The 22824-nt window shown below is 62.5% G+C and carries 19 protein-coding genes and 1 tRNA gene; 12 read left to right on the plus strand and 8 right to left on the minus strand.

Annotation, left to right across the window (positions count from 1 at the left end):
* Positions 1 to 161 precede the first annotated feature (161 nt).
* The 3 genes from IZU87_RS11530 to IZU87_RS11540 form a co-directional block, all read right to left on the minus strand.
* Complete coding sequence (locus tag IZU87_RS11530; RefSeq protein WP_054556341.1) at positions 162 to 590, minus strand: organic hydroperoxide resistance protein; 429 nt, start codon at positions 588 to 590, stop codon at positions 162 to 164.
* A 99-nt stretch (positions 591 to 689) separates the two neighbouring features.
* Positions 690 to 1547 (minus strand): protein NO VEIN domain-containing protein, encoded by an 858-nt coding sequence (locus IZU87_RS11535; RefSeq protein ID WP_213114596.1) that lies wholly within the window; start codon positions 1545 to 1547, stop codon positions 690 to 692.
* A 24-nt stretch (positions 1548 to 1571) separates the two neighbouring features.
* Positions 1572 to 2435: a YicC/YloC family endoribonuclease gene (locus IZU87_RS11540; RefSeq protein WP_107335803.1), complete on the minus strand. Its 864-nt coding sequence runs from the start codon at positions 2433 to 2435 to the stop codon at positions 1572 to 1574.
* Between the two features lie 195 nt (positions 2436 to 2630).
* On the opposite strand from IZU87_RS11540, the gene rph reads away from it, so the two are divergent.
* Positions 2631 to 3377 carry a ribonuclease PH gene (gene rph, locus IZU87_RS11545; protein ID WP_043331764.1) on the plus strand — a complete coding sequence of 249 codons (747 nt, stop codon included), beginning with the start codon at positions 2631 to 2633 and terminating at the stop codon, positions 3375 to 3377.
* Between the two features lie 213 nt (positions 3378 to 3590).
* Here the strand turns inward: rph and IZU87_RS11550 are convergent, their stop codons facing one another.
* Positions 3591 to 4358, minus strand: a complete 768-nt coding sequence (locus IZU87_RS11550; RefSeq protein WP_043331765.1) for an exodeoxyribonuclease III — start codon at positions 4356 to 4358, stop codon at positions 3591 to 3593.
* A gap of 86 nt (positions 4359 to 4444) precedes the next feature.
* Here IZU87_RS11550 and pyrE point away from each other — a divergent pair, with 86 nt between their 5' ends.
* The 4 genes from pyrE to rep all read left to right on the plus strand — a co-directional run bounded on the left by pyrE (position 4445) and on the right by rep (position 8534).
* On the plus strand, positions 4445 to 5119 hold the full coding sequence (gene pyrE, locus IZU87_RS11555; protein ID WP_107335804.1) for an orotate phosphoribosyltransferase: 675 nt from the start codon (positions 4445 to 4447) through the stop codon (positions 5117 to 5119).
* Between the two features lie 55 nt (positions 5120 to 5174).
* On the plus strand, positions 5175 to 5735 hold the full coding sequence (locus IZU87_RS11560; RefSeq protein WP_213114597.1) for a YfaZ family outer membrane protein: 561 nt from the start codon (positions 5175 to 5177) through the stop codon (positions 5733 to 5735).
* A 144-nt stretch (positions 5736 to 5879) separates the two neighbouring features.
* Positions 5880 to 6353 carry a tRNA (uridine(34)/cytosine(34)/5-carboxymethylaminomethyluridine(34)-2'-O)-methyltransferase TrmL gene (gene trmL / locus IZU87_RS11565; protein ID WP_107335805.1) on the plus strand — a complete coding sequence of 158 codons (474 nt, stop codon included), beginning with the start codon at positions 5880 to 5882 and terminating at the stop codon, positions 6351 to 6353.
* A 99-nt stretch (positions 6354 to 6452) separates the two neighbouring features.
* On the plus strand, positions 6453 to 8534 hold the full coding sequence (gene rep / locus IZU87_RS11570; protein ID WP_043331771.1) for a DNA helicase Rep: 2082 nt from the start codon (positions 6453 to 6455) through the stop codon (positions 8532 to 8534).
* Between the two features lie 30 nt (positions 8535 to 8564).
* Here rep and IZU87_RS11575 read toward each other — a convergent pair whose 3' ends face one another.
* Entirely contained in the window at positions 8565 to 9059 is a 495-nt protein-coding gene (locus IZU87_RS11575; protein WP_213114598.1) for a c-type cytochrome, read from the minus strand.
* A gap of 144 nt (positions 9060 to 9203) precedes the next feature.
* On the opposite strand from IZU87_RS11575, the gene IZU87_RS11580 reads away from it, so the two are divergent.
* Positions 9204 to 9280 (plus strand) — tRNA-Arg (locus IZU87_RS11580).
* 364 nt (positions 9281 to 9644) lie between these two features.
* Positions 9645 to 11150, plus strand: a complete 1506-nt coding sequence (locus tag IZU87_RS11585; RefSeq protein WP_107335807.1) for a coniferyl aldehyde dehydrogenase — start codon at positions 9645 to 9647, stop codon at positions 11148 to 11150.
* 6 nt (positions 11151 to 11156) lie between these two features.
* Here IZU87_RS11585 and rnk read toward each other — a convergent pair whose 3' ends face one another.
* The 3 genes from rnk to typA all read right to left on the minus strand — a co-directional run bounded on the left by rnk (position 11157) and on the right by typA (position 15106).
* Entirely contained in the window at positions 11157 to 11570 is a 414-nt protein-coding gene (gene rnk, locus IZU87_RS11590) for a nucleoside diphosphate kinase regulator (RefSeq protein ID WP_107335808.1), read from the minus strand.
* A 187-nt stretch (positions 11571 to 11757) separates the two neighbouring features.
* Positions 11758 to 12648 carry a WYL domain-containing protein gene (locus tag IZU87_RS11595; protein ID WP_131431044.1) on the minus strand — a complete coding sequence of 297 codons (891 nt, stop codon included), beginning with the start codon at positions 12646 to 12648 and terminating at the stop codon, positions 11758 to 11760.
* Positions 12649 to 13297: 649 nt separating this feature from the next.
* Positions 13298 to 15106 (minus strand): translational GTPase TypA, encoded by a 1809-nt coding sequence (typA, locus tag IZU87_RS11600; protein ID WP_131431043.1) that lies wholly within the window; start codon positions 15104 to 15106, stop codon positions 13298 to 13300.
* A 642-nt stretch (positions 15107 to 15748) separates the two neighbouring features.
* Between typA and glnA the strand changes: the two genes are divergently transcribed.
* From glnA to IZU87_RS11625, 5 genes are all read left to right on the plus strand, one after another.
* A complete protein-coding gene (gene glnA / locus IZU87_RS11605; RefSeq protein WP_131431042.1) occupies positions 15749 to 17155 on the plus strand; it encodes a glutamate--ammonia ligase in 1407 nt (468 codons plus the stop codon).
* A gap of 467 nt (positions 17156 to 17622) precedes the next feature.
* Entirely contained in the window at positions 17623 to 18315 is a 693-nt protein-coding gene (locus tag IZU87_RS11610; RefSeq protein ID WP_249330559.1) for a DUF4124 domain-containing protein, read from the plus strand.
* 262 nt (positions 18316 to 18577) lie between these two features.
* On the plus strand, positions 18578 to 19672 hold the full coding sequence (gene glnL / locus IZU87_RS11615) for a nitrogen regulation protein NR(II) (RefSeq protein ID WP_283248902.1): 1095 nt from the start codon (positions 18578 to 18580) through the stop codon (positions 19670 to 19672).
* Entirely contained in the window at positions 19669 to 21078 is a 1410-nt protein-coding gene (ntrC, locus tag IZU87_RS11620; protein ID WP_043335756.1) for a nitrogen regulation protein NR(I), read from the plus strand. The genes glnL and ntrC overlap by 4 nt, the downstream gene beginning before the upstream one ends.
* Positions 21079 to 21249: 171 nt before the next feature.
* Positions 21250 to 22587 (plus strand): deoxyguanosinetriphosphate triphosphohydrolase, encoded by a 1338-nt coding sequence (locus IZU87_RS11625; RefSeq protein ID WP_213114599.1) that lies wholly within the window; start codon positions 21250 to 21252, stop codon positions 22585 to 22587.
* The last annotated feature ends 237 nt before the right edge of the window (positions 22588 to 22824 follow it).

Below are 22824 nucleotides of genomic sequence, written 5' to 3' on the forward strand. Positions count from 1 at the left end.
ACATGGCACCGTCGTTCGTTTTACCGGAACGACGCGAACGGTCTTATCCTCGATCGGTCAGGCGCCGGCCGCAGAAGTATCCGGCCAAGAAAAATGCCAGTCAGTGTTAACTGACTGGCATTACCCCGAGGGGCGGCGTTTTCGTGTCTGGCGATCAGTCATCAGACGCTGACGTTCAGCGTCACATCGATGTTGCCACGCGTCGCGTTGGAGTACGGGCACACCTGGTGCGCCTTCTCGACCAGCGCATCCGCCTCGGCCTTGTCCATGCCCGGCAGGCTGATATCCAGCGCCACCTCGATACCGAAACCGGCCGGAATCTGGCCGATGCCCACCTTGCCGGTGATCTCCAGGCCTTCCGGCAGCGTCACGCCGTCAGTGCTGGCCACGTGCTTCATGGCACCGATGAAGCACGCAGAATAACCCGCCGCGAACAGCTGCTCCGGGTTGGTACCTTCACCGCCACCACCGCCCAACTCCTTCGGCGTGCTCAGAGTGACATCCAGCGCCCCATCGGAAGAACGCGACTTGCCCTCACGACCCCCAGTGGTAGTGGCTTCTGCGCGGTACAGCACTTGTTCGATAGACATGCCTGACTCCTTGAGCGGAAAAGCCCTCAGTCGAGGGATGCAGACAAGATGGCGCTTGTCGGGCAGAGTTTCAATTGCAGAGGGGCGGGCTTCAGACATTCACAGCAGGTGCGCGCGATAGCTCTGCGGGTTGAGCGTCAATTGCGGGTAGAGGTCACCCCTCAAGCAGTACATGTTGGGTTGGGTTAAGAAGCTAAAGATACGGAAAAGATGGTAGTGCTCAGGATTGGCTTGCGAACACTTGAGTTCATTTGGCGTGATGAAAAAAGCGCACTCTTTGGCAAATGCCGTCGTCTTCACCTCGATCCAACGCTCTCGTCCATCCGCATCAAAGGACAGGACGTCATAGCCCAAGCCATCGCCCTGGGTTTCCGCCACATGTTCGACCTTCTCGGCCAGCGATGTGTGGCCTTCTTTTCTGAGGCGCATCTTCTCAAAGGCCACCACAAAGCGTTCGCCGGCACTCCCCAGTGCATGGTTGCGGGCTTCTCGCGCCAAGTAGTCGCGCTTAACCGGCGTGGGCGTCGCGTAACGCTGTTTGGCTTCCTGCACGCTGGACTGAGGCGTCTTGGATTCCGGTGGCGTGACAATGATGGAAGTATCTTTTGGGGCCGGTGCATCAATGACCGGCCGGTCTGCTGCATTGCGTGCTGCCTGATCGAATAGCTCAGTACGCAGTAGGTGGCGCTCAACAACATCGACCAGCATGCCCTGATAGTTACTCATCGGCTTGTAGCCGTTGATATAGGGGCAGTCGGCATCGCGCAGCACGGCACTGATATTTTGGTGCTTAAATTCGATAGAAGCCTTTGAGCGATTATTTAATTTCTCTGCAAGCTCACGATTGTGGTCCGTTTTCACGTAATGCTGGCCGCAAAGTTCTGCAACCAGCATCTTCTTGTAGGTTTCGACAATCGCTGTGACTTCTTCACCACTCCATGGTTCGGGTCTGCTCATCCGGCTAACTCCTTTGGCGGGATATCACTCAATATTCTGAATCTGCTCGCGCATCTGTTCGATCAGCACCTTGAGTTCGACGGCGCAGCGGGTGGTGTCGGCGACGACGGACTTGGAGGAGAGGGTGTTGGCTTCGCGGTTGAGTTCCTGCATCAGGAAGTCGAGGCGGCGGCCGATGGGGCCTTTCTGGGTGAGCTGACGACGGACTTCGCCGACGTGGGTATCGAGGCGGTCGAGTTCTTCGTCGACGTCGGCCTTCTGGGCCATCAGGGTCAGTTCGGCTTCCAGGCGTTGCGGGTCGAGGGTGGCGCGGACTTCTTCGAGGCGGGCGAGCAGATTCTCGCGCTGACGGGCGAGGATGTCGGGCATCAGGCGGCGGACTTCGGCGACGTGGGTGTCGACGCCATCGAGGCGTGCGCTGATCAGCTCGGCGAGGCGTTCGCCTTCGCGGGCGCGGCCTTCGATGTGCTCGTCCAGCGCGCGCTTGAACAGGCTGAGGGCATCGGCCTTGATGCGCTCTTGATCGGCGCCTTCGCGCACCAGCACACCGGGGTAGTCGAGCAGGGCGAGGCGTGAGGGCTGCGGGGCGTCCGGGCAGTGCTGGCCGACTTCGGCGAGCACGCGGCTGAGTTCGCCCAGGCGTCTGGCATCGACGGCGAGGCTGTCGGCACCGGCTTCGGCGTCAAAGCGCAGCGAGAGTTCGACCTTGCCGCGGTTGAGGCGCTTGCGCAGGCCTTCGCGGAAGGCGCTTTCGAGTTCGCGCAGGCTGTCGGGCAGGCGGAAGTGCGGTTCGAGATAGCGCTGGTTCACCGAGCGCAGCTCCAGCGTCAGGGTGCCGTAGTCGGCTTCATGGGTCTGGCGGCTGAAGGCGGTCATGCTGTGGACCATGACGTGCTCCTTGTCGGTTGGCTGTCAGAGGAGGGGCGGCGCATGAGCGACCGCGCTGATAGCCTGAAGTGTACGCGTGCCGCTCTTGAGCGCCCAGTGATCAGGAGCAGGTCTGGCCCGCGCGGCGCGAAGGTCGTCGCCCGTGGCTGCGGCGTGTAGACTCTGGCCTCCCGAATACTGCAACAAGGAATCCCCATGAGCGAAGCCAACGTGACCCGTCCCAGTGGCCGTACCCCGGAGCAGCCGCGCGAGATCCGCCTGACCCGTGAGTTCACTCGTCACGCCGAGGGTTCGGTGCTGGTGGAGTTTGGGGAGACCCGTGTGCTGTGCACCGCCTCTGTCGTGGCGGGCGTGCCGCGCTGGCTGCGCGGTTCCGGCAAGGGCTGGCTGACCGCCGAGTACGGCATGCTGCCGCGTGCGACCCATACCCGTAATGATCGTGAAGCGGCGCGTGGCAAGCAGGGTGGCCGCACGGTGGAGATCCAGCGTCTGATCGGCCGTGCGCTGCGCGCCGCGGTAGATCTCAAGAAGCTGGGCGAATACACCATCACCATCGATTGCGATGTGCTGCAGGCCGATGGCGGCACGCGTACCGCGGCGATCACCGGTGGCTGTGTGGCACTGGTGGATGCGCTGCAGGGCCTGCAGCGTGAGCGCAAGATCAAGACCGACCCGCTGGTGAGTCTGGTCAGCGCCGTGTCGGTCGGCATCTACAAGGGTGTGCCGGTCACCGATCTCGACTACCCGGAAGACAGCAAGGCCGATACCGACATGAATGTCGTGATGGCCGAAGGCAAGGGGCTGATCGAGGTGCAGGGCACGGCCGAAGGCGCGGCCTTCGATCGCGCCGAGCTCAATGCCCTGCTGGATCTCGCCGAGCGTACCGGTGAGCAGCTGTTCGCCGCGCAGCGCGCCGCACTCGGCATGCCGGCCGACGCCTGAGCCCTGCGACACGGCCGCTGTGCCATGAGTGCCATGTCATGAGTGCTGTGTCGTGAGTGTCATGTCATGAGTTCTGCGACATGAGCGCTTGATGCCAGACAGAAAACGCCCCCACCGCTTGCGCGATGGGGGCGTTTTCGTCAGTGCCCGAAGGCACATCATGCGACTGGCAGGGTGGCCCGAGGCCGAACGCTCAAGGGGTGACAGCGTGCATCACAGCTCGAGGTCGTACTCGACGATGACCGGTGCGAACTCGCTGAAGGTGGCATCGGTGTCGATCCAGGCGTCCTTGATATGACGACGCAGGTTCGGGTCGATGACCTGATAGTCGAGGCGCCAGCCTTCCTGACGGGCGCGCGGCTGGTCACTGTCCAGCGCTGGCCACCAGGAGTACTGGTCGGCATCGCGATTGACTTCCCGGAAGGCGTCGATGAAGCCGATCGGGCCGAAGACCTGATCCATCCATGCGCGTTCTTCCGGCTTGAAGCCCGGCGTCATCTGGTTGTCGGACCAGTTGGCGAGGTCGACAGTCTTGTGGGCAACATGCCAGGTGCCGCAGATCATGTAATCACGACGCTTGCGGCGCAGCTTGCTGAGGTATTCCTGATACTGCTCCATGAAGGCACCCTTGGCAGCCGGATCACTTCCGTCAGGCATCAGGAAAGAGCAGATGCTGAAGCGGTCGTAATCGGCCTGCAGGTAGCGGCCTTCGTTATCGCACTGCTCGAAGCCCAGTCCATACATGATGGCCTTGGGAATCTGGCGGCAATAGAGGCCAACCCCTGAGAAGCCGTCTTTTTCGGCGTCCAGGAAGTAGCCTTCATACCCTTCCGGGTAGAGGATGCTGTCGTCGAGCTCGAAGCTCTTGGCCTTGAGGTTCTGGATGCAGACGACGTCGGCGTCCTGACTGGCAAGCCAGTCGAGGAAGCCGCGGCTGACCGCTTCTCGAATACCATTGACGTTAACTGTAGCGATTTTCATACGTGGTCCCTGGTTCGTCGCGCCTGTATGATACCCGAGCTTTAGACGATTTGGTAAATGGCTAACGAATTCAAAGGTGATATCGGATGCAGGACTACCAGCGGGAGTTCATTGAGTTTGCCATCGAGCAGGACGTGCTGCGGTTTGGCGAGTTTACGCTCAAGTCCGGGCGGGTGAGCCCCTACTTCTTCAATGCTGGTCTATTCCGCTCCGGACAGGCCCTGGCACGTCTGGGACGCTTCTATGCGCGTGCCATCGTCGAATCAGGCCTGGAGGCCGATGTGCTGTTCGGCCCGGCGTACAAGGGTATCCCGCTGGGTGCCGTGACGGCCGTGGCGCTGGCTGATCATCATGATCGTGACATGCCGTTCACCTTCAATCGCAAGGAAGCCAAGACCCACGGTGAAGGGGGCTCGTTGGTCGGCGCGCCCCTCGAAGGCCGCGTGATGATCATCGACGATGTCATCACCGCCGGCACCGCCATCGGCGAAGTGATGGAGATCATCCACGCCGAGAGTGCCAAGGCGGCGGGCGTCGTGATCGCACTGGACCGTCAGGAGCGCGCTCCCGATGGTCAGGGAGGCCTGAAGGCGAACAGCGCCATTCAGGAAGTGGAGGCACGTTTCTCCATGCCCGTGGTCAGTATCGTGACGCTCGACCAGGTGCTCGAATATCTGGAACAATACGCACAGCAGGAACTGTCTGGGCATGCGGTCGCGATTCGCGACTACCGTGCGCAATACGGTCTCCAGGGCGCCTGAGAGCGTTCATGACCCGCGCAGCATTACCTTCCCAGTCACGTACAGAGGTGCATACATGACAGCTCACTGTAACATTCTCGGCCTTTCGGCAGCCATCCTCGCTGCCAGTCTGTCCGCCCCGGCCATGGCCGGCAACGCTGACCTCAACCTGAATACTGAAGCCGTTCAGGGCGAAATCAATGGCGAGATCGGCAATGGCGTTCAGCTCGGCGGCGGTATCCTGTCCAGCGATGACCACGACGATGTCACGGCCGGTCACGTCCAGCTGCTGGGCACCGAGCGCACCAGCGAATACGACGTGGGCCTCGGCGCACGCTGGAGCCAGTACGACACCGACCACGGTGACGGCGGCGGTCTGGGCCTCGGCGGCTACGGCTACTACTACCTGCCGGGCGCACCGCGCGTCTCGCTGGGTGGCTACGGCTACGTGACCCCGGACGTGGCGACCAGCAACGACCTCGAGCACAGCTACGAATACGGCCTGCGCGCACGTTATCAGGTCATCGACAACGTCGAAGGCTATGTCGGCTACCGCAAGGTGAAGGCCGACTTCGAGAACCGTGACGAACGCACGCTGGATTCCGGCCCGCTGGTCGGCATGCGTCTGCAGTTCTGAGGGTGGTTCCCGGCAACGCGTGCTCCGCGTGAGTCACGCATTGCGGTAAGATGGCGGGCCCTTCGGGGCCCGCTTTGCGTTGTCATGGCCAGGTGAGCATCGCCGGCCAGCCCCCTGTTTTCGCCTTCTGCCGCGAGTCTGCTCATGCTCGATATCGTGCTCTATCAGCCCGAGATTCCGCCCAATACCGGCAACATCATCCGGCTGTGTGCCAACACCGGTTACCGCCTGCATCTGATCGAGCCGTTGGGGTTCGAGCTGGATGACAAGCGCCTGCGCCGCGCCGGTCTCGATTATCATGAGTGGGCACGTGTGCAGCGCCATGCCAGCCTCGATGACTTCGTGGCGAGCGTGAAACCTTCGCGGGTCTTCGCGCTCTCGACGCGTGGTCGCACCGCGCCGCATGAGGCCAGCTTCCAGGCCGGTGATGCGCTGGTGTTCGGCCCCGAGACCCGCGGCCTGCCACAGGCGATGCTCGACAGCCTGCCCCGCGAGCAGGTGTTGCGCCTGCCGATGCTGGCCGACAGCCGCAGCATGAACCTGTCGAATGCCGTCGCCGTGGTCGTCTATGAAAGCTGGCGTCAGCTCGATTTCGCCGGCGCCGCAATTCACGATTGATCGGCCAGCCCTCGACTGATCGGCCAGCCCTCGATTGACCGACCATCGCCCGCGTGAGATGCATTTCCGCTCCCTTTCTTCGCCCAGCAGGACACCGTGATGACCGAGATCCGTGATCGCCTCGCCAAGCTCAACCCCCGCCAGCAGGAAGCCGTGCGCGCCATCGATGGCCCCTGTCTGGTGCTGGCCGGTGCCGGATCAGGCAAGACCAGCGTGATCACGACCAAGATCGCCTATCTGGTGCAGGAATGCGGCATGAAGGCACGCAACATCGCCGCCGTGACCTTCACCAACAAGGCGGCGCGCGAGATGAAGGAGCGTGTCGGCAAGATGCTCAAGGGTCGCGAGGGCCACGGGCTGATCGTCTCGACCTTCCACACCCTCGGCCTGACCATCATCCGCGGTGAGCTGAAGACACTGGGCTACAAGCCGGGCTTCTCACTCTTCGACACCGATGACGCCAAGGTGTTGATCAAGGAGCTGATGCACAAGGAAGCCGACACCGACGCCGAGCAGATCAACGCGGTGCAGAGTCAGATCTCCACCTGGAAGAATGACCTGATCCTGCCCGGGGCGGCGCTGTCGCATGCCGAGGACGAAGACGCCCAGTACGCCGCGGTGATCTACGAGGCCTACAACCGGCACCTCAAGGCCTACAACGCGGTCGACTTCGATGACCTGATCCTGCTGCCGGTGGTGCTGTTCCGTGATCACCCCGAGGTGCTGGCGCGCTGGCAGCGGCGCATCCACTACATGCTGGTCGATGAGTATCAGGACACCAACATCAGCCAGTACCTGCTGGTGAAGATGCTGATGCAGGAGCGCCAGACCTTCACGGTGGTGGGCGACGATGACCAGTCGATCTACGCCTGGCGCGGCGCGCGCCCGGAGAACCTCGTCACCCTCGGTGAGGACTTCCCGCGCCTGAACCTGATCAAGCTGGAGCAGAACTATCGCTCCACCGGCATCATCCTGCGCGCGGCGAACACCCTGATCGCCAACAATCCCCACGTCTACGACAAGACGCTGTGGTCGCAGATGGGCGATGGCGACCCGATCCGTATCATCATGAATCGCAACGAAGAGGCCGAGGCCGAGCGTGTGGCGGGCGAGATCCTCACGCGGCGCATCAAGGAAGGCGCCGAATGGCGTGACTTCGCGGTGCTCTATCGTGGCAACTTCCAGGCGCGCCTGCTGGAGCTGAAGCTGCAGCACTACCAGATTCCCTACAAGCTCTCCGGCGGCACCTCCTTCTTCGGGCGCAACGAGATCAAGGACGCGATGGCCTACCTGCGTCTGCTGATCAATCCGGCGGACGACAACGCCTTCCTGCGTATCGTCAATGTGCCGCGGCGGGAAGTCGGGCCGGGCACGCTGGAGAAGCTGGCCAACTACGCCACCGGGCGTGGCGTGTCGCTCTACGCCGCCTGCAGCGAGATGGGCCTGCGCGAGCAGCTGAGCGAGCGTGCGCTGGACCGCCTCGGCCGCTTCACCCACACGCTGGACCGTGTGCGCCGCGAGATGGATGCCGGCCAGTCGATCAGCGCGATCCGCGAGCTGTTCCGCGAGGTGGATTACGAAGGCTGGCTGTATCAGAACGCCAGTGCGCCCAAGATCGCCGAGCGGCGCATGGCCAACGTCTGGATTCTGGTCGATCAGCTCGAGAAGTCGATCAGCGGCAATCCACAGGAAGAGGTGGAGGAGCTGGAGGGCAGCGAGGCGATGATCGGCGATACCGAGACCGGCGATGTCGCGGCGGCCATCTCACGTCTGGTACTGCGCGACATTCTCGAGCAGCAGGCCGAGGAAGATGACTCCGACCGCGTGCAGCTGTTGACGCTGCATGCCTCCAAGGGCCTGGAGTTTCCGCATGTCTACGTGCTGGGGCTGGAGGAAGACCTGCTGCCGCACCGCAACTCCATCGAGATGGAGACAGTGGAGGAGGAGCGCCGCCTCGCCTACGTGGGTATCACTCGTGCCCGCCGTACGTTGGTGCTGACGCTGGCGCGCCAGCGCAAGACCTACGGCGAGATGATGGACTGCGTGCCGAGCCGCTTCCTGGATGAGCTGCCGCCTGAAGACCTCGAGTGGGAAGGGCGGGCCGACAAGCCGCAGGATCAGGAGAAAAAAGTGGCCCGCGGGCGGGATGCCATCGCGGGCCTGCGTTCGCTGCTGGGCTGATGTTTATTGTCGGGTACTGTGCGCTGAGACTCAGCGCACGGAATCGAGCAGGTAATCCACCGCGGCCTTCACTTCCTCATCGGAAAGCGCCGGGTTGCCGCCCTTGGCCGGCATGGCATTGAAGCCTTCGATGGCGTGGGTGTAGAGCGTCTCGTCGCCCTTGGAGAGACGGCCTTCCCAGTCGCCGGCCTCGCCCAGGCGCGGGGCACCGGCGGCGCCAGTGGTGTGACAGGCCATGCAGATGCCACCGTAGACCTTCTCGCCGTCTATCGCGCTGGCGGCACTGGCTTGCCCGACAGCGCCGCTGTCCGCCGGCGGCGAGCTCGCTGCCGAGCCATCACCGGCGCAGGCATCGCCCTTCACGCATAGCTCGCCCACCGGCTTGAGTCGCTCGGCAATCGCCTCGCGGGAGTTGTCTGCGGCCTGTGTGGACGCGCTGACAAGCACGCTGAACAGCATCGCGCTCAATGAGAGTGACAGGAAAGAGCGCTTGAGGGGAAAAGCAGCTGGCCGGCGAGCTTGCATGGCGTACACCTTTTGGGGCTGTGTATCGAGCCAGTATAGCGCTCGCCGGAGGCGCAGCAACCGCGTGGCTGGCGGGATATCTCGACATCGTAGAATCAAGACGTTACCATAAGCGCGCCTCGGTTCACTGCAACCTTGGCATGCGCGCCCATAGCTCAGCTGGATAGAGTACTGCCCTCCGAAGGCAGGGGTCGCAGGTTCAAATCCTGCTGGGCGCGCCAACGAATTCCCGTCACCGGCGCCATTGCCGGTCGACACCCGAAAAGCCCTCGTACCTCACGGTGCGGGGGCTTTTTGCATTGCGGCGTGCGGCAGCGGCGCAGGCGACTTTCTTTGACGTCATCAAACGAGTGTTCTAAAACGGGATGAGCCACGCCGGCGCTTCTCCGTGCGCCGGTCGCTGTCGCCTGGTACGCCATACTCGTGGCTGTCTGCCTTCGCTGCCGGCCTCGCCGGCCCTCACTGGATGTTCTCATGACGACTGCCGCCCCTGTTGATCCTGCTTCGCCTGAGTCTGCTACCTCAGCTGAATCTGCTACCTCGTCTAATGAGAGCAGCGAGACTGCCACTCGGGAAATCACGCGCATGCAGGCGCTGCTGGAAGACCAGCGCGCCGCCTACGGCCTGTCGCCGATGCCCAGTGCCGACGAGCGCCAGGCCTGGCTGACCTCGCTGCGTGATGCGCTCAAGTCACACGAGGAGGCCTTGATCGCGGCGATCAGCGCCGATTTCGGCCACCGCAGCGCCCATGAGACGCGTCTGGCCGAACTGGTGCCGAGCTACGAAGGCATTCGTCATGCACGCCGTCACCTGAAGGGCTGGATGAAGCCCTCCAAGCGTCATGTCAGCGCTGCCTTCCAGCCGGCCTCTGCGCGTGTCGTCTATCAGCCGCTGGGCGTGGTCGGCATCATCGTGCCCTGGAACTATCCCCTCTATCTGGCGATCGGCCCCTTGATCAGCGCCCTGAGTGCCGGCAATCGGGTGATGATCAAGATGAGCGAGTTCACCCCCGAGACCGCCGAGGCGCTGCGCGTGATGCTGCTCGATGCCTTCGATGAGGTGCAGGTGGCCGTGGTGATCGGTGAGGCCGATGTGGCGGCGGCCTTCTCGGCCTTGCCCTTCGACCATCTGCTGTTCACCGGCAGCACGGCGGTCGGCAAGCATGTGATGCGCGCCGCGGCGGACAACCTGACCCCCGTGACGCTGGAGCTGGGCGGCAAGTCGCCGGTGATCATGTCGCGTGAGCTGATGGCGGATGAGGCGCAGTGTCGTGAAGCGGCGGGGCGGCTGGCCTTCGGCAAGGGCATGAACGCCGGCCAGACCTGCGTCGCGCCGGACTACGTGCTGTGCAGTGAGGACCAGGTCCCGCTGCTGGTCACGGCGCTGGGCGAGGCCTTCCAGCGCTTCTATCCTCGCTTCTGCGAGACGCAGGACTATTCGCGCATCATCAATCAGCGTCAGTACCAGCGCTTGCGAGAGGTGCTCGAGGATGCCCTGGCGAAGGGCGCGACACTCAGGCCTCTGGTCGATAGCCCCGACTGGAATGACCCCGAGCTGGTCGAGAAGCGTCTGATGCCGCCGCTGGCGTTGCTCGATGTGACGGATGAGATGCGCGTGATGCAGGAAGAAATCTTCGGCCCGCTGCTGCCGATCGTCGGCCTGGCGGACCCGGGGGCAGCGGATGAGGCGGAGGGCGAGACGAGTGTGAAGGGCAAGTTGCTGGAGGCACCGGCGGACACGCTGTCCGTCGCGATGGCCTATGTGAACGCTCGGCCCCGGCCGCTGGCGCTGTATTACTTCGGCCACGACAAGCACCAACAGCAGCGGGTCACCGAAGGCACGCATGCGGGCGGAATGTGTCTGAACGACACCCTGCTGCATGTGGCGCAGGATGACATGCCGTTCGGCGGTATCGGGCCATCCGGGATGGGCCATTACCATGGCAAGGAAGGCTTCCAGACGCTCAGCAAGGCCAAGGGAATCTTCGCCAAGGGGCGCATGAATGGCGCGCGACTGATGTATCCGCCCTATGCCGATGGGCCGACTGCGCGCGCCATCCATGGTCTTATCCGCCGCCTGCTGATGCGCTAGGCGCTGTCAGCGGTGCAGGTCGCCGGCACTTTCCGGCTGGTAATGCAGCGCCTCGATACGCACCTCATGCAGGCTGCCATCCGGCAGCTGCCACTCGATGAGGCTGCCGACCTTGAGGCCGAGCAGGGCAGCCCCCAGTGGCGCCAGCACCGACAGGCCATCCTGCTGGCCGGGCAGCGCATGCGGATAGACCAGCGTGCGCACCAGAGTCTGCTGGCGGGTCAGGTCCGTGAACTCCACGCGGCTGTTCATGCTGACGATATCGGCGGGCACCTCGTGAGGCTCGACGACCTCGCCGCGCTCCAGCTCGTCCTCAAGCTGTTCTGCCACCTGACGGTCGGCGGCGGAAACGTGATCAATCAGGCGCTCGAGGCGTTCGGCGTCCAGACGATTGATGATGATCGAGGGAAGTGTGGCCATGAGACCTCCTGTCAGTCGTGGTGTCAGCCCCTTGCGAGCAAGGCCTTGCTGGACACCAAAAAAACAGCCCTCCGCCGGGAAGGGCGAAGGACTGTGTGCAGAAGTCATCATATAAACTTCGCTCGGCGATGGATAGCCCATTCAGGCAACTGAGGTCAGCGCGAGGGCAGACCCGCTCACTCCCGCGTCAGGCGCTGGAGCTGACGAACAGCCAGTCAGTGATCTCGTCGCGATTGAGCACGACCAGCTGCTGGGCGCGCGGAGACTCTTCCAGATGGTCCGGATTGATGCCTAGCTCGCGCAGGACGTACTGCACCAGAGCGCCGCGTGTCGGCAGGTGCAGCTCGCCATCCACCATGCCGTGGTCCTGTTCTATCAGGCCGCGCTCGGCGGGTTTCAGGCGCGGGTCGGCGCCCAGCTTCAAGGTGACGCGCGTCTCCCAGCCTTCATCACACTCGCGCTGGCTGCCCTCGAGGGCTTCACCGAACAGCTCCGGCACCGCGCGGAATCGAGACAGCACGAAGTCACGAAAAGCCCGGTTCTTCTCGCAGAAGGCGCGCACATGCCAGCGGCCAGCGGCGTAGACCAGCGTATGCGGACACAGGATGCGCTCCTCCCCCTGGGGTGAGTTGAGAGAGGCATAGGTCACCTCGAGGCGTGCGCCCTGACTGGCGGCTTCGATCAAGGCCCTGACCACCGGCGGACTGGCGCTGCGTGACGGCAGGCGCAGGGCCTCGGTGTTTGCCTGGCCTAGCCCCAACCCGGTGAAATGCGGATTCAGATTGTCGTGATTGCCCAGCAATTGCAGGTATTCATCGACCTCACCCCGCGTCAGCATGGGGCAGAAATTCGCCGACGGACGGTAGCCCTTGATGACGGGGTCATATTCGAGATTGTTCTCGGCGACCGTCTCGCGGTAGGTCTTCATGACGCGCGAGGCTTGCTGTCTGGCGATACCGAAGGCGTTGCCCAGATGACGCGAAGTGACTCGCCCCTCCCACAAGGCGATGATCTCGATCAGGCGGTAACGCGCCAGCGTGTCCCATGGCAGGACTTCGAGGCGTTGCTTGATGCTCATTGCTGAATCCTTTCATACGGGTCTTCTGGAGCGTATTCGTGACGCATTGCACACACCGGGCTTGGCAATGGCGACACATGGCGAGTGCTCACGAGGATCGGTAAGAGGACCCTGCTCCGGGTGGCGTGTGGCGAACAAGTCTTCGTTAACTGCAGGATATGCATAAAGAAAGCTCCGGCAGAAGATACCTGCTCCGTTGCGTTGACCCTAGTGACTGCGCATCGACGTCTCGTTCTTGCGTCGTTCAAACGCGACGCATCATTAGAATTCGACGATTTATCCTCGCTCGGTGACGTGTGATTGCGCGCTATCAACAGATCAAGACATTACGTTGCGCAGGGGCGTGGCCGCGTGTGGCATGCTCTGAATGAAGACGCTATATGCGCAACACGAATATGCCTCATATAACCCTCATTTAAGTGTTAGAGATGCCTCAGGCCAAGGTATCGCGCAAAGTTCCCTTATTCTGCGAGCCCTAATAGCGACGCACTTCCTGCAATGACATTCATAAGTACTAGAGAGATGGTCATGCTGTCCTTTGCGGCAACAGCGAAAAGTGCTCAAACGCAAAAGACCCGCCGAGTTGGCGGGTCTTTTGCGTTTGAGCACGATGCCCCCTGCCATCAGGCAGGGGGCAGGCTGGGCCAGCTTACTTGCTGGCGCGCTTGCGCTCGTTCTCTTTAAGGTGCTTCTTGCGGATACGGATGTGCAGCGGAGTGACTTCCACCAGCTCATCGGCATCCAGGAACTCGATCGCCTGTTCCAGGGTGAAACGAATCGGCGGCGTCAGCACGATGTTTTCATCGTTGCCGGTAGAACGCATGTTATCGAGCTTCTTGGCCTTGGTCGGGTTCACGACCAGGTCATTGGCACGGTTGTGGATACCGACCAGCATGCCTTCATAGACTTCGGTACCGTGACCGATGATCAGCTTGCCACGTTCCTGCAGGGTGTACAGGGCGTAGGACAGTGCCTTGCCCGGCACCATGGAGATCATGACGCCGTTGCGACGCTCGACGCCTGCGCCTTCCTTCAGATCACCGTAGTGATCGAAGCGGCTGGTCAGGATGCCGGTACCGGACGTCATGGTCAGGAACTGGCCACGGAAGCCGATCAGACCGCGAGACGGGATGATGAAGTCCAGACGCACACGACCCTTGCCATCCGGGTTCATGTTGGTCAGCTCGCCCTTGCGGTAGCCCAGTTCTTCCATGATGGAGCCCTGGTGCTGCTCTTCACAGTCGATGATGACTTCTTCGTACGGTTCCTGCTTCTGACCGTCGATGACCTTGATGATCACTTCCGGACGGCCCACGGCCAGCTCGAAGCCTTCACGACGCATGGATTCGATCAGAACGGAGAGGTGAAGCTCACCACGACCGGAGACGACGAATTTCTCCGGAGTCTCGCCTGGCTCGACGCGCAACGCGACGTTGTGGATCAGTTCCTGTTCCAGACGCTCACGGATGTTGCGGCTGGTGACGAACTTGCCGTCCTGACCGGCGAACGGAGAGTCATTGACCTGGAAGGTCATGGAGACGGTCGGCTCATCGACGGTCAGCGGCGGCAGCGCCTCGACAGTGGCGGTGTCACAGATGGTGTCGGAGATCGCGAGGTTCTCGATACCGGTGATGCAGACGATGTCGCCGGCAGTCGCCTTGTCGGTCTGCACGCGGTCCAGACCCATGTGAGTCATGACCTGGCCGATCTTGCCCTTACGGACAGCGCCTTCCTTGGTGATGATGGAAACCTGCTGACCCGGGCTGACGGCGCCGCGCTTGATGCGACCCAGACCGATGACGCCGACGTAGCTGTTGTAGTCCAGTGCGGAGATCTGCATCTGGAACGGACCGTCCAGCTCGACCTTCGGCGGCTCGACGATGTCGACGATGGACTGGAACATCGGGTCCATGGTGTCTTTCAGGTCTTCCGGATCCATACCGGCAATGCCGTTGAGGGCAGAGCAGTAGATGATCGGGAAGTCGAGCTGCTCGTCAGTCGCGCCCAGGTTGTCGAACAGATCGAAGATCTGGTCAACGACCCAGTCAGGACGAGAGCCCGGACGGTCGATCTTGTTGACGACGACGATCGGCTTCAGGCCCTGGGCGAATGCCTTCTGGGTAACGAAGCGAGTCTGCGGCATCGGGCCATCGACGGCATCGACCAGCAGCAGCACGGAATCGACCATGGACATCACGCGCTCGACTTCGCCACCGAAGTCAGCGTGCCCAGGGGTATCCACGATGTTGATGTGGTAGTCGTTCCACTGGATCGCGGTGTTCTTCGCGAGAATGGTGATGCCGCGCTCTTTTTCCTGGTCGTTGGAATCCATGATGCGTTCCTGACCCTCGGCCTTGCGGTCCAGGGTGCCAGACTGACTCAGGAGCTTGTCGACCAGGGTAGTTTTACCGTGGTCAACGTGGGCGATGATGGCTATGTTGCGAAGTTTCTCGATCACGACGGGAACCTGTGCGGAAAATGGGCGCTCGCGTACCGGGCGCTTGTGATTTGGGGCGCATTATAGGGGGCATGGCATGCCTCCTGCCAGCATCGTACATTCACGAGGCGAGTCAGCGAGTGCCTTCAATTGGCCTGAAGTGCCCAAATGGTTGTCTCTCAAGTCTTTTCTGCGCCCTTGTCGCGGATGAAAAAAACTTGCGAGTCGAGGCAAACATGAGGATGAAAGAAAGAAATGACCGCAATGTGATGCTGACGTGATCATCGGGTGTGAGCGGAGAAATCCCCGGGATTCAGCGTTTTGCACCAATGTGGAGCAATGGCGTTTTTTGGTGCACTCAAATGATGAATCTGCACTGCGCGGCAAGAATTTTTGCACCTTGTCGGCCCATCTTTGGTCGGGTTTTCGTGCTGCATGCATGAAGATGGTGATGTTTTTTTTCAGCATATTCATGAGCTTACTGAAATGAGCGCTGCGGCGTGCGCCATTCTGGCACGCTCGCTGCATTGTTAAAGCATCCTGTCTGATGGCTGGCATAACGACGCCGACCATGAGAGAAAAGGCTTACAAAATAGAGCAATAACCCCAGACAACGCTGACACCAACTGTAACCAGAGCCGCCGGCTCCATCGGAGAATTACCATGGCTGAGAAGACACTTGCCCTGATTGAAGAACACGAAGTCAAGTGGGTTGATCTGCGCTTCACCGACACCAAGGGCAAGGAGCAGCACGTCTCCATCCCGGCGCGTACAGTGGATGAGGAATTCTTCGAGAACGGCCAGATGTTCGATGGTTCCTCCATCGAAGGTTGGAAGGGCATCAACGAATCCGACATGATCCTGATGCCGGACGACGGCACTGCCTTCCTCGACCCGTTCACCGAAGACACCACCCTGGTGCTGCGCTGTGACGTCATCGAGCCGGCCACCATGCAGGGCTATGAGCGTGACCCGCGTTCCGTCGCCAAGCGCGCCGAGGAATTCCTGAAGTCCACCGGTCTGGGCGACACCGCCTTCTTCGGTCCGGAGCCGGAATTCTTCATCTTCGACGAAGTGCACTGGAAGAACGAGATGAACGGTTCCATGTTCAAGATCTCTTCCGAAGAAGGTGCCTGGGCGACCGATTCCACGCCGGAAGGCGGCAACCTGGGTCACCGTCCGCGTCTGAAGGGCGGCTACTTCCCGGTCCCGCCGATCGACAGCTTCCACGATATCCGTGCTGCCATGTGCAACACCCTGGAAGCCATCGGTCAGGAAGTCGAAGTTCACCACCACGAAGTGGCGAACGCCGGCCAGAACGAGATCGGCGTCAAGTTCAACACCCTGGTCAAGAAGGCCGATGAGGTTCAGGAACTCAAGTACGTGATCCACAACGTGGCTCACGCCTACGGCAAGTCCGCGACCTTCATGCCCAAGCCGCTGGTCGGTGACAACGGTTCCGGCATGCACGTTCACCAGTCCTTCTGGAAGGATGGCGACAACCAGTTCGCCGGTGACGAGTACGCGGGTCTGTCCGAAATGGCCCTCTACTACATTGGCGGCATCATCAAGCACGCTCGTGCCCTGAACGCCTTCACCAATGCGTCCACCAACTCCTACAAGCGTCTGGTGCCGGGCTTCGAAGCGCCGGTCATGCTGGCCTACTCTGCCCGCAACCGTTCCGCTTCCATCCGTATCCCGTACACCGCCAGCCCGAAAGGCAAGCGTGTCGAGGCGCGTTTCCCGGATCCGACGGCCAACCCGTACCTGGCGTTCTCCGCGATGCTGATGGCCGGTATCGACGGTATCAAGAACAAGATCCACCCGGGCGACGCGATGGACAAGAACCTCTACGACCTGCCGGCCGAAGAAGCCAAGTCCATCCCGACCGTGGCCGAGAGCCTCGAACAGGCCCTGACCGCGCTGGACGGCGATCGTGAGTTCCTGACCCAGGGCGGCGTCTTCACCGACGACATGATCGATGCCTACCTCGAGCTGAAGGGCGAAGACATCCAGCGCCTGCGCATGGCGACTCACCCGCTCGAATTCGACATGTACTACAGCGTCTAAGTACTGCAACGCCTAAGTACAGCAGCGTCCAAGCGCTGCAGAGGTTGAGGCAGCCATTCGCTAGCCACGCCATCTGACGGAGTGCCTTCCCGGTGAAGGCAAGCCCCGGACGATGACGACAGCAGGGCCATACCGACAGGTGTGGCCCTGTTTTTCGTTGTGGCCCTGTTTTTCATCATGGCCCTGTTTCGTTCTATCTCTTTGCTCTGATCCTTTGCTCTGCCCCTGATCCTTTTCCCTGAGAACGGCCATGCTGCTGACAGATATGCAGGGCGCGGTGGTAGCCTTGCGTGACAGTCAATGCACACAGGCGTCTTGTCGAAGGCCCCAAATGCTGGCATCAACGCGGTAAGCTTTGTAACTTGTTAGCCTTGTCATCAGGCAGCAGGATCGCCTGTCGATAGACCCAACCCGCTGGAGCTGCCTGCGGCTTCTGGCCTCCCATGACTCTCTTCAGGAATCTTCGGATGTGGCCCTTCGTATCCTCCCTGCGCGTCGCGAACCCCGCGACTGACTCGCGTGCACTGCCTGCAGCGCGCCCCGAGCCACTGCAGTGCCTGCTGCTGGCAGCGACGCTGATGCTGTCGAGCCTGTCGTTCGATCTTCAGGCGGCCCAGGTCTATCGTCACGTCGATGCCAACGGCAACGTGGTCTTCAGTGATCAGCCTGCGGGCGGCAGCAAGGTGCAGCTGACGCCGCTCAGCGTGGTGCCGTCGACGGAATCCCTGCCGCCGCGGCGCAGCACGCCGTCGCACGTGAGTTCTTCCTCATCCAGCGAGAGCACCCGCACCCGGGCGCCTGCGGTGGATGTGGCCTTCCGTGGCTATACCACCTTCACCATCCAGAGCCCGTCCAACGAGGAGACGCTGCAGACCGGGCAGGCGGGCAATCTGGCGGTGCGCCTGGGGATCGAGCCCAAGCTGCGCCCGGAAGACAAGGTGCGCGTGACCGTGGACGGTGCGCCGTCTCAATCCGCCATGCACAGCACCGTCTTCATGGTGCCGGCGCTGGAGCGTGGCAAGCATGTCATCCAGGCGGAGTTGCTGGATTCCACCGGCCGCGTGCGCCAGACCAGCGAGCCGAAGGTGGTCTATGTGCAGCGCGCCAGCGTCAATCTGCCTCGCAACCCCAACAACCCTGCCAATGCTGGCGGTGGCTAGCAGCGTCTGGGCGGCCTTTTTCTTCGCGCGTTTCTCCTTCGCTGACAGGCCGCCTTCGGGCGGCTTTTTCGTGTCTGGGACAGTCGATGTCGGGCCGCCTGGCGGTGAAGCGAGGCAACGCGAGTTCGAGCGCGATTTTTCGTCTGCACCATTTTGGTGCCAATATGAGGGGCCAGAAATGGTTGCACAGCATCGGACGCCGTGTTCTCGGTGCCTGCACCAGACTGGCGCGGTTATTGCAGAACAGGGAGACGTACTGCAGATGGCGAACAAACCCATGCATCAACGACTGCTCGAACACCTGAACACTGCCGTGGTGGTGCTGGACTCACAGCTGCAGATGGTCTGGATGAATCCCGCCGCGGAGACGCTGCTGGCGGTGAGTCTGGTGCGCGTGAAGGGCAGTACGCCCGACAACATGACCGGGCTGGATGACACCCTGATCAATGTGCTGCGCAAGGCGCTGGAGGAACAGCACCCCTACACCCAGCGTGAGGCCGAGATCATCAACGCGGCCAATGAAGCGCTGACGGTGGATTTCACCGCGACGCCCATCAGCGCCAATGAACTGCTGGTCGAGATAGAACCGCGTGACCGCCTGATGCAGATCTCGCGCGAAGAAGCGCTGATCGCCCGCCAGGAGGCGGTCAAGGTGCTGACGCGTGGTCTCGCGCATGAGGTCAAGAATCCGCTCGGCGGTATTCGTGGCGCCGCCCAGCTGCTCGAACGTGACCTGCCCGAACCGCAGATGGTGGAGTTCACGCGCATCATCATCGAGGAGGTGGACCGCCTGCGTGATCTGGTCGATCGCATGCTCGGGCCGAACCGGCCGCCGCTGCAGGCGCCGGTCAATGTGCATGCGGTGACCGAGCGGGTGCGAGCCTTGCTGCAGGCGGAAGGCAGCGCCATCACCTTGAGCGCCGACTACGACCCGAGCCTGCCGGAGGTGATCGGCGATGAAGGCCAGCTGATCCAGGCGGTGCTCAACATCGCGCGCAATGCCACCCAGGCCCTCAATGAGCAGCCACAGCCCGATTCACTGCAGCCTGACGCCGCCCCTTATGAGATCACGTTGCGGACCCGCGCTCGCCGGCAGTTCACGCTGGGCCATGAGCGCCACCGGCTGGTCTGCGAGCTGGCGATCATCGACAACGGCCCCGGCATTCCGGAGAGCCTGCGCGAGACGCTGTTCTACCCGATGGTCTCGGGGCGCGCCGAAGGCTCAGGGCTCGGGCTGTCGATCGCCCAGGGCATCCTGCACCAGCATCAGGGGCTGATCGAGTGTGACTCGCGCCCCGGCCATACCGAATTCCGTTTACTCATTCCGCTAGCCGGCACTTCTGGAGATCACACATGAGCGAGACTGCCCGCGTCTGTATCGTCGATGACGACCGTGCCATTCGCTGGGTGCTGGAGCGCGCTCTGGCACAACCCGACCTCGAGGTGGAAACCTTCGAGCGTGCCGATCAGGCCGAAGCCAGCATCATGCGTCAGTGCCCGGATGTCCTGATCACCGATATCCGCATGCCCGGAACCGATGGTCTCGACCTGATGGCGCGCGTGCGCGAGAAATACCCGGACCTGCCCGTCATCGTGATGACGGCGCATTCCGACCTCGACAGCGCCGTGGCCTCCTATCAGGGCGGCGCCTTCGAATACCTGCCCAAGCCGTTCGATGTCGATGAAGCGCTGGCGCTGGTACGGCGCGCCGTGGCGCATGCCCGTGAGTCCAAGGCGCCCGCCGCCGTGCCGGAAGGGCTGACCAAGGAAATCATCGGCGAAGCGCCGGCGATGCAGGAAGTCTTTCGCGCCATCGGCCGCCTGTCACAGTCGCATATCACCGTCTTGATCAACGGCGAGTCCGGCACCGGCAAGGAGCGCGTGGCCCAGGCGCTGCATCAGCACTCGCCGCGCGCCGCCAAGCCGTTCATCGCGCTCAACATGGCGGCGATTCCCAAGGACCTGATGGAATCGGAGCTGTTCGGCCACGAGAAGGGCGCCTTCACCGGCGCCACGGCGCTGCGCCGCGGGCGCTTCGAGCAGGCCGATGGTGGCACGCTGTTCCTCGATGAGATCGGTGACATGCCCGCCGAGACCCAGACCCGCCTGCTGCGCGTGCTGGCCGATGGCGAGTTCTATCGTGTCGGTGGCATCACGCCGGTCAAGGTCGACGTGCGCATCATCGCCGCGACGCACCAGCATCTGGAAAAGCTGGTCGAGGATGGGCGCTTCCGTGAGGATCTCTTCCACCGCCTCAACGTGATTCGCGTGCATCTGCCGCGCCTGTCGGAGCGTCGCGAAGACATTCCGCGCCTGATGAGCCACTTCCTGGGCGAGGCCGCGCGTGAGCTGTCGACCGAGCCCAAGGTACTGACGGAGGCCGCGGAAAAGCACCTGACGCGCTTCGACTGGCCGGGCAACGTGCGCCAGCTCGAGAACACCTGTCGCTGGCTGACGGTGATGGCCTCGGGGCGTGAAGTGATGATCGAGGACCTGCCGCCGGAGCTGCGCGATGCCAGCGGCACCGAGGCAGCCTCCGGCGATTGGCGTGGTGCCTTCCGCGAGTGGGCGGACCGCGCACTCGCCGCCGGCCACACCCATCTGCTGGAAGAGGCGGTGCCCGACTTCGAGCGCATCCTGATCGAGACGGCTCTCAAGCATACCGGTGGCCGCAAGGGCGAAGCCGCCGAGCTGCTGGGCTGGGGCCGCAACACCCTGACCCGCAAGCTCAAGGTGCTGCTGCCGGCGCTGGCCGAGGACTGAGGACAGCCTGAGCGGGTTTGGGGATAGCCTTGGCGAGCTGAGGATGGCCTGAGCGGGCTGGAGACAAGGAGAACAGGGTGCCACAATCCCTGTTCTCTTTTTTTATGCGCGTCATTCACCTGTTATCTGCTCGCCGGCGCCAGTACTCGGCGCCTGCCAAGGAGTTGCCTGATGTCATCGATGAGCTGGGAGCGACTGCTGGAACCGAGTCGCCTGCATGACGCACCGGGCACCGTATCGCGTGAGATGGGGCGGACTCCCTTCCACAAGGACCACGACCGCATCGTGTTCGCGGGCTCCTTCCGTCGCCTGGGGCGCAAGACCCAGGTCCACCCGCTGACCGACAACGACCACATCCACACGCGTCTGACCCACTCGCTGGAAGTCGGCTGTGTCGGTCGCTCGCTGGGCATGATGGTCGGCGAGAAGCTCAAGGAGCAGTTGCCCGACTGGATCACGCCGTCGGATCTCGGCGTCATCGTCCAGACCGGCTGCCTGGGGCATGACATCGGCAACCCGCCCTTCGGCCACGCCGGGGAGTACGCCATCCGCGACTGGTTCGCCGCCGAGGCCGCCAGTGATCACGGTCGGCTGGCCGGGCTGAGCGATGCCGAGCGCGAGGACCTGCTCACCTACGAAGGCAATGCCCAGGGCTTTCGCATCGTTACCCAGATCGAATACAACCAGTTCCATGGCGGCATGCGCCTGACGGCAGCGACGCTGGGCACGCTGCTCAAGTACCCGTGGACGGTGGAGCACGCCACGGCGGGCGGCAAGTTCGGCTGCTATCAGAGCGAGCGCGTGCTGCTGGATCAGGTCGCCGAGCGTTGCGGGTTGCTGGCGCGGGCCGATGGCCGCTGGTGCCGTCACCCGCTGGCGTGGCTGGTCGAGGCCGCCGATGACATCTGCTATGCGCTGCTGGACCTGGAAGATGGCCTCGAGATGGGCATCCTGCAGTTCGAGGAAGTGTTCGAGATTCTCACCGGCATCAGCGGTGGCGAGCCGCGCGAATATCAGGAGGTGGTCGCCCGCGGCACCTCCCAGCGGCGCAAGGTGGCGGCGTTGAGAGGCGCGGCGATGGAGCGTGCCGTCAATGATGTCGCCGAGGCTTTCGTGCAGCGCGAGACGGAACTGCTGGCCGGCACGCTCAGTGAAGACCTGCTCGACCTTTGCCACCCCGACCTCGGCTGGGGCGTGCGGGAAGCCAAGAATCTGGCGCGCCAGAAGATCTTCCGCAACGAGCGCAAGGCCAAGCTGGAGATCGGCGCCTACACCACGCTGGGTATCCTGCTCGAGGCCTTCATCGGCGCTGCGCATGAGCTGCATACCAAGGGGCGCTCCAGCTTCAAGCATCAACGTGTGCTGGCATTGATCGGCGAGAACACGCCGACCAAGGACTGGGATCTCTACCGCAGCTATCGGCGCATGCTCGACTTCATCGGCGGCATGACGGACCACTTCGCGGTGGATCTCGCCCAGGAGATGGGCGGGCGCCTGCGCGGCGACTGAGCCCGAGGCGCCATCAGCCCGATCATCTCCAGTCTGATTACTCCCACCAGGGAACGGCAGCCGTGCCGTTCCCTGGTGGATGCCTGCTTTCCGGCCTGACATCTGCCGCTTTTCCTGCGTCTGACCCCTATGGGCCTTCTCTCCTGCTGCTATCCACCTCTGCGCTGCCTGTTCTGGGTCGTGCTGACTGTGCCTTTCCCGCTGATTTGCCTGTCGCTGCCAGCCCTGTCGTCGTGC

The sequence above is a fragment of the Cobetia sp. MC34 genome (assembly GCF_018340035.1).
Lineage (GTDB): Bacteria > Pseudomonadota > Gammaproteobacteria > Pseudomonadales > Halomonadaceae > Cobetia > Cobetia amphilecti.

What these genes read in the sequence shown, in the direction of transcription:
- IZU87_RS11560 (WP_213114597.1), top strand. Translation starts at nt 5,175, where the DNA reads ATGACAGCTCACTGTAACATTCTCGGCCTTTCGGCAGCCATCCTCGCT.
- pyrE (WP_107335804.1), top strand. Translation starts at nt 4,445, where the DNA reads ATGCAGGACTACCAGCGGGAGTTCATTGAGTTTGCCATCGAGCAGGAC.
- IZU87_RS11625 (WP_213114599.1), top strand. Translation starts at nt 21,250, where the DNA reads ATGTCATCGATGAGCTGGGAGCGACTGCTGGAACCGAGTCGCCTGCAT.
- IZU87_RS11610 (WP_249330559.1), top strand. Translation starts at nt 17,623, where the DNA reads ATGTGGCCCTTCGTATCCTCCCTGCGCGTCGCGAACCCCGCGACTGAC.
- IZU87_RS11535 (WP_213114596.1), bottom strand. Translation starts at nt 1,547, where the DNA reads ATGAGCAGACCCGAACCATGGAGTGGTGAAGAAGTCACAGCGATTGTC.
- glnL (WP_283248902.1), top strand. Translation starts at nt 18,578, where the DNA reads ATGGCGAACAAACCCATGCATCAACGACTGCTCGAACACCTGAACACT.
- IZU87_RS11585 (WP_107335807.1), top strand. Translation starts at nt 9,645, where the DNA reads ATGCAGGCGCTGCTGGAAGACCAGCGCGCCGCCTACGGCCTGTCGCCG.
- glnA (WP_131431042.1), top strand. Translation starts at nt 15,749, where the DNA reads ATGGCTGAGAAGACACTTGCCCTGATTGAAGAACACGAAGTCAAGTGG.
- IZU87_RS11575 (WP_213114598.1), bottom strand. Translation starts at nt 9,059, where the DNA reads ATGCAAGCTCGCCGGCCAGCTGCTTTTCCCCTCAAGCGCTCTTTCCTG.
- trmL (WP_107335805.1), top strand. Translation starts at nt 5,880, where the DNA reads ATGCTCGATATCGTGCTCTATCAGCCCGAGATTCCGCCCAATACCGGC.
- IZU87_RS11540 (WP_107335803.1), bottom strand. Translation starts at nt 2,435, where the DNA reads ATGGTCCACAGCATGACCGCCTTCAGCCGCCAGACCCATGAAGCCGAC.
- rep (WP_043331771.1), top strand. Translation starts at nt 6,453, where the DNA reads ATGACCGAGATCCGTGATCGCCTCGCCAAGCTCAACCCCCGCCAGCAG.
- IZU87_RS11595 (WP_131431044.1), bottom strand. Translation starts at nt 12,648, where the DNA reads ATGAGCATCAAGCAACGCCTCGAAGTCCTGCCATGGGACACGCTGGCG.
- IZU87_RS11530 (WP_054556341.1), bottom strand. Translation starts at nt 590, where the DNA reads ATGTCTATCGAACAAGTGCTGTACCGCGCAGAAGCCACTACCACTGGG.
- ntrC (WP_043335756.1), top strand. Translation starts at nt 19,669, where the DNA reads ATGAGCGAGACTGCCCGCGTCTGTATCGTCGATGACGACCGTGCCATT.
- IZU87_RS11550 (WP_043331765.1), bottom strand. Translation starts at nt 4,358, where the DNA reads ATGAAAATCGCTACAGTTAACGTCAATGGTATTCGAGAAGCGGTCAGC.
- rph (WP_043331764.1), top strand. Translation starts at nt 2,631, where the DNA reads ATGAGCGAAGCCAACGTGACCCGTCCCAGTGGCCGTACCCCGGAGCAG.
- rnk (WP_107335808.1), bottom strand. Translation starts at nt 11,570, where the DNA reads ATGGCCACACTTCCCTCGATCATCATCAATCGTCTGGACGCCGAACGC.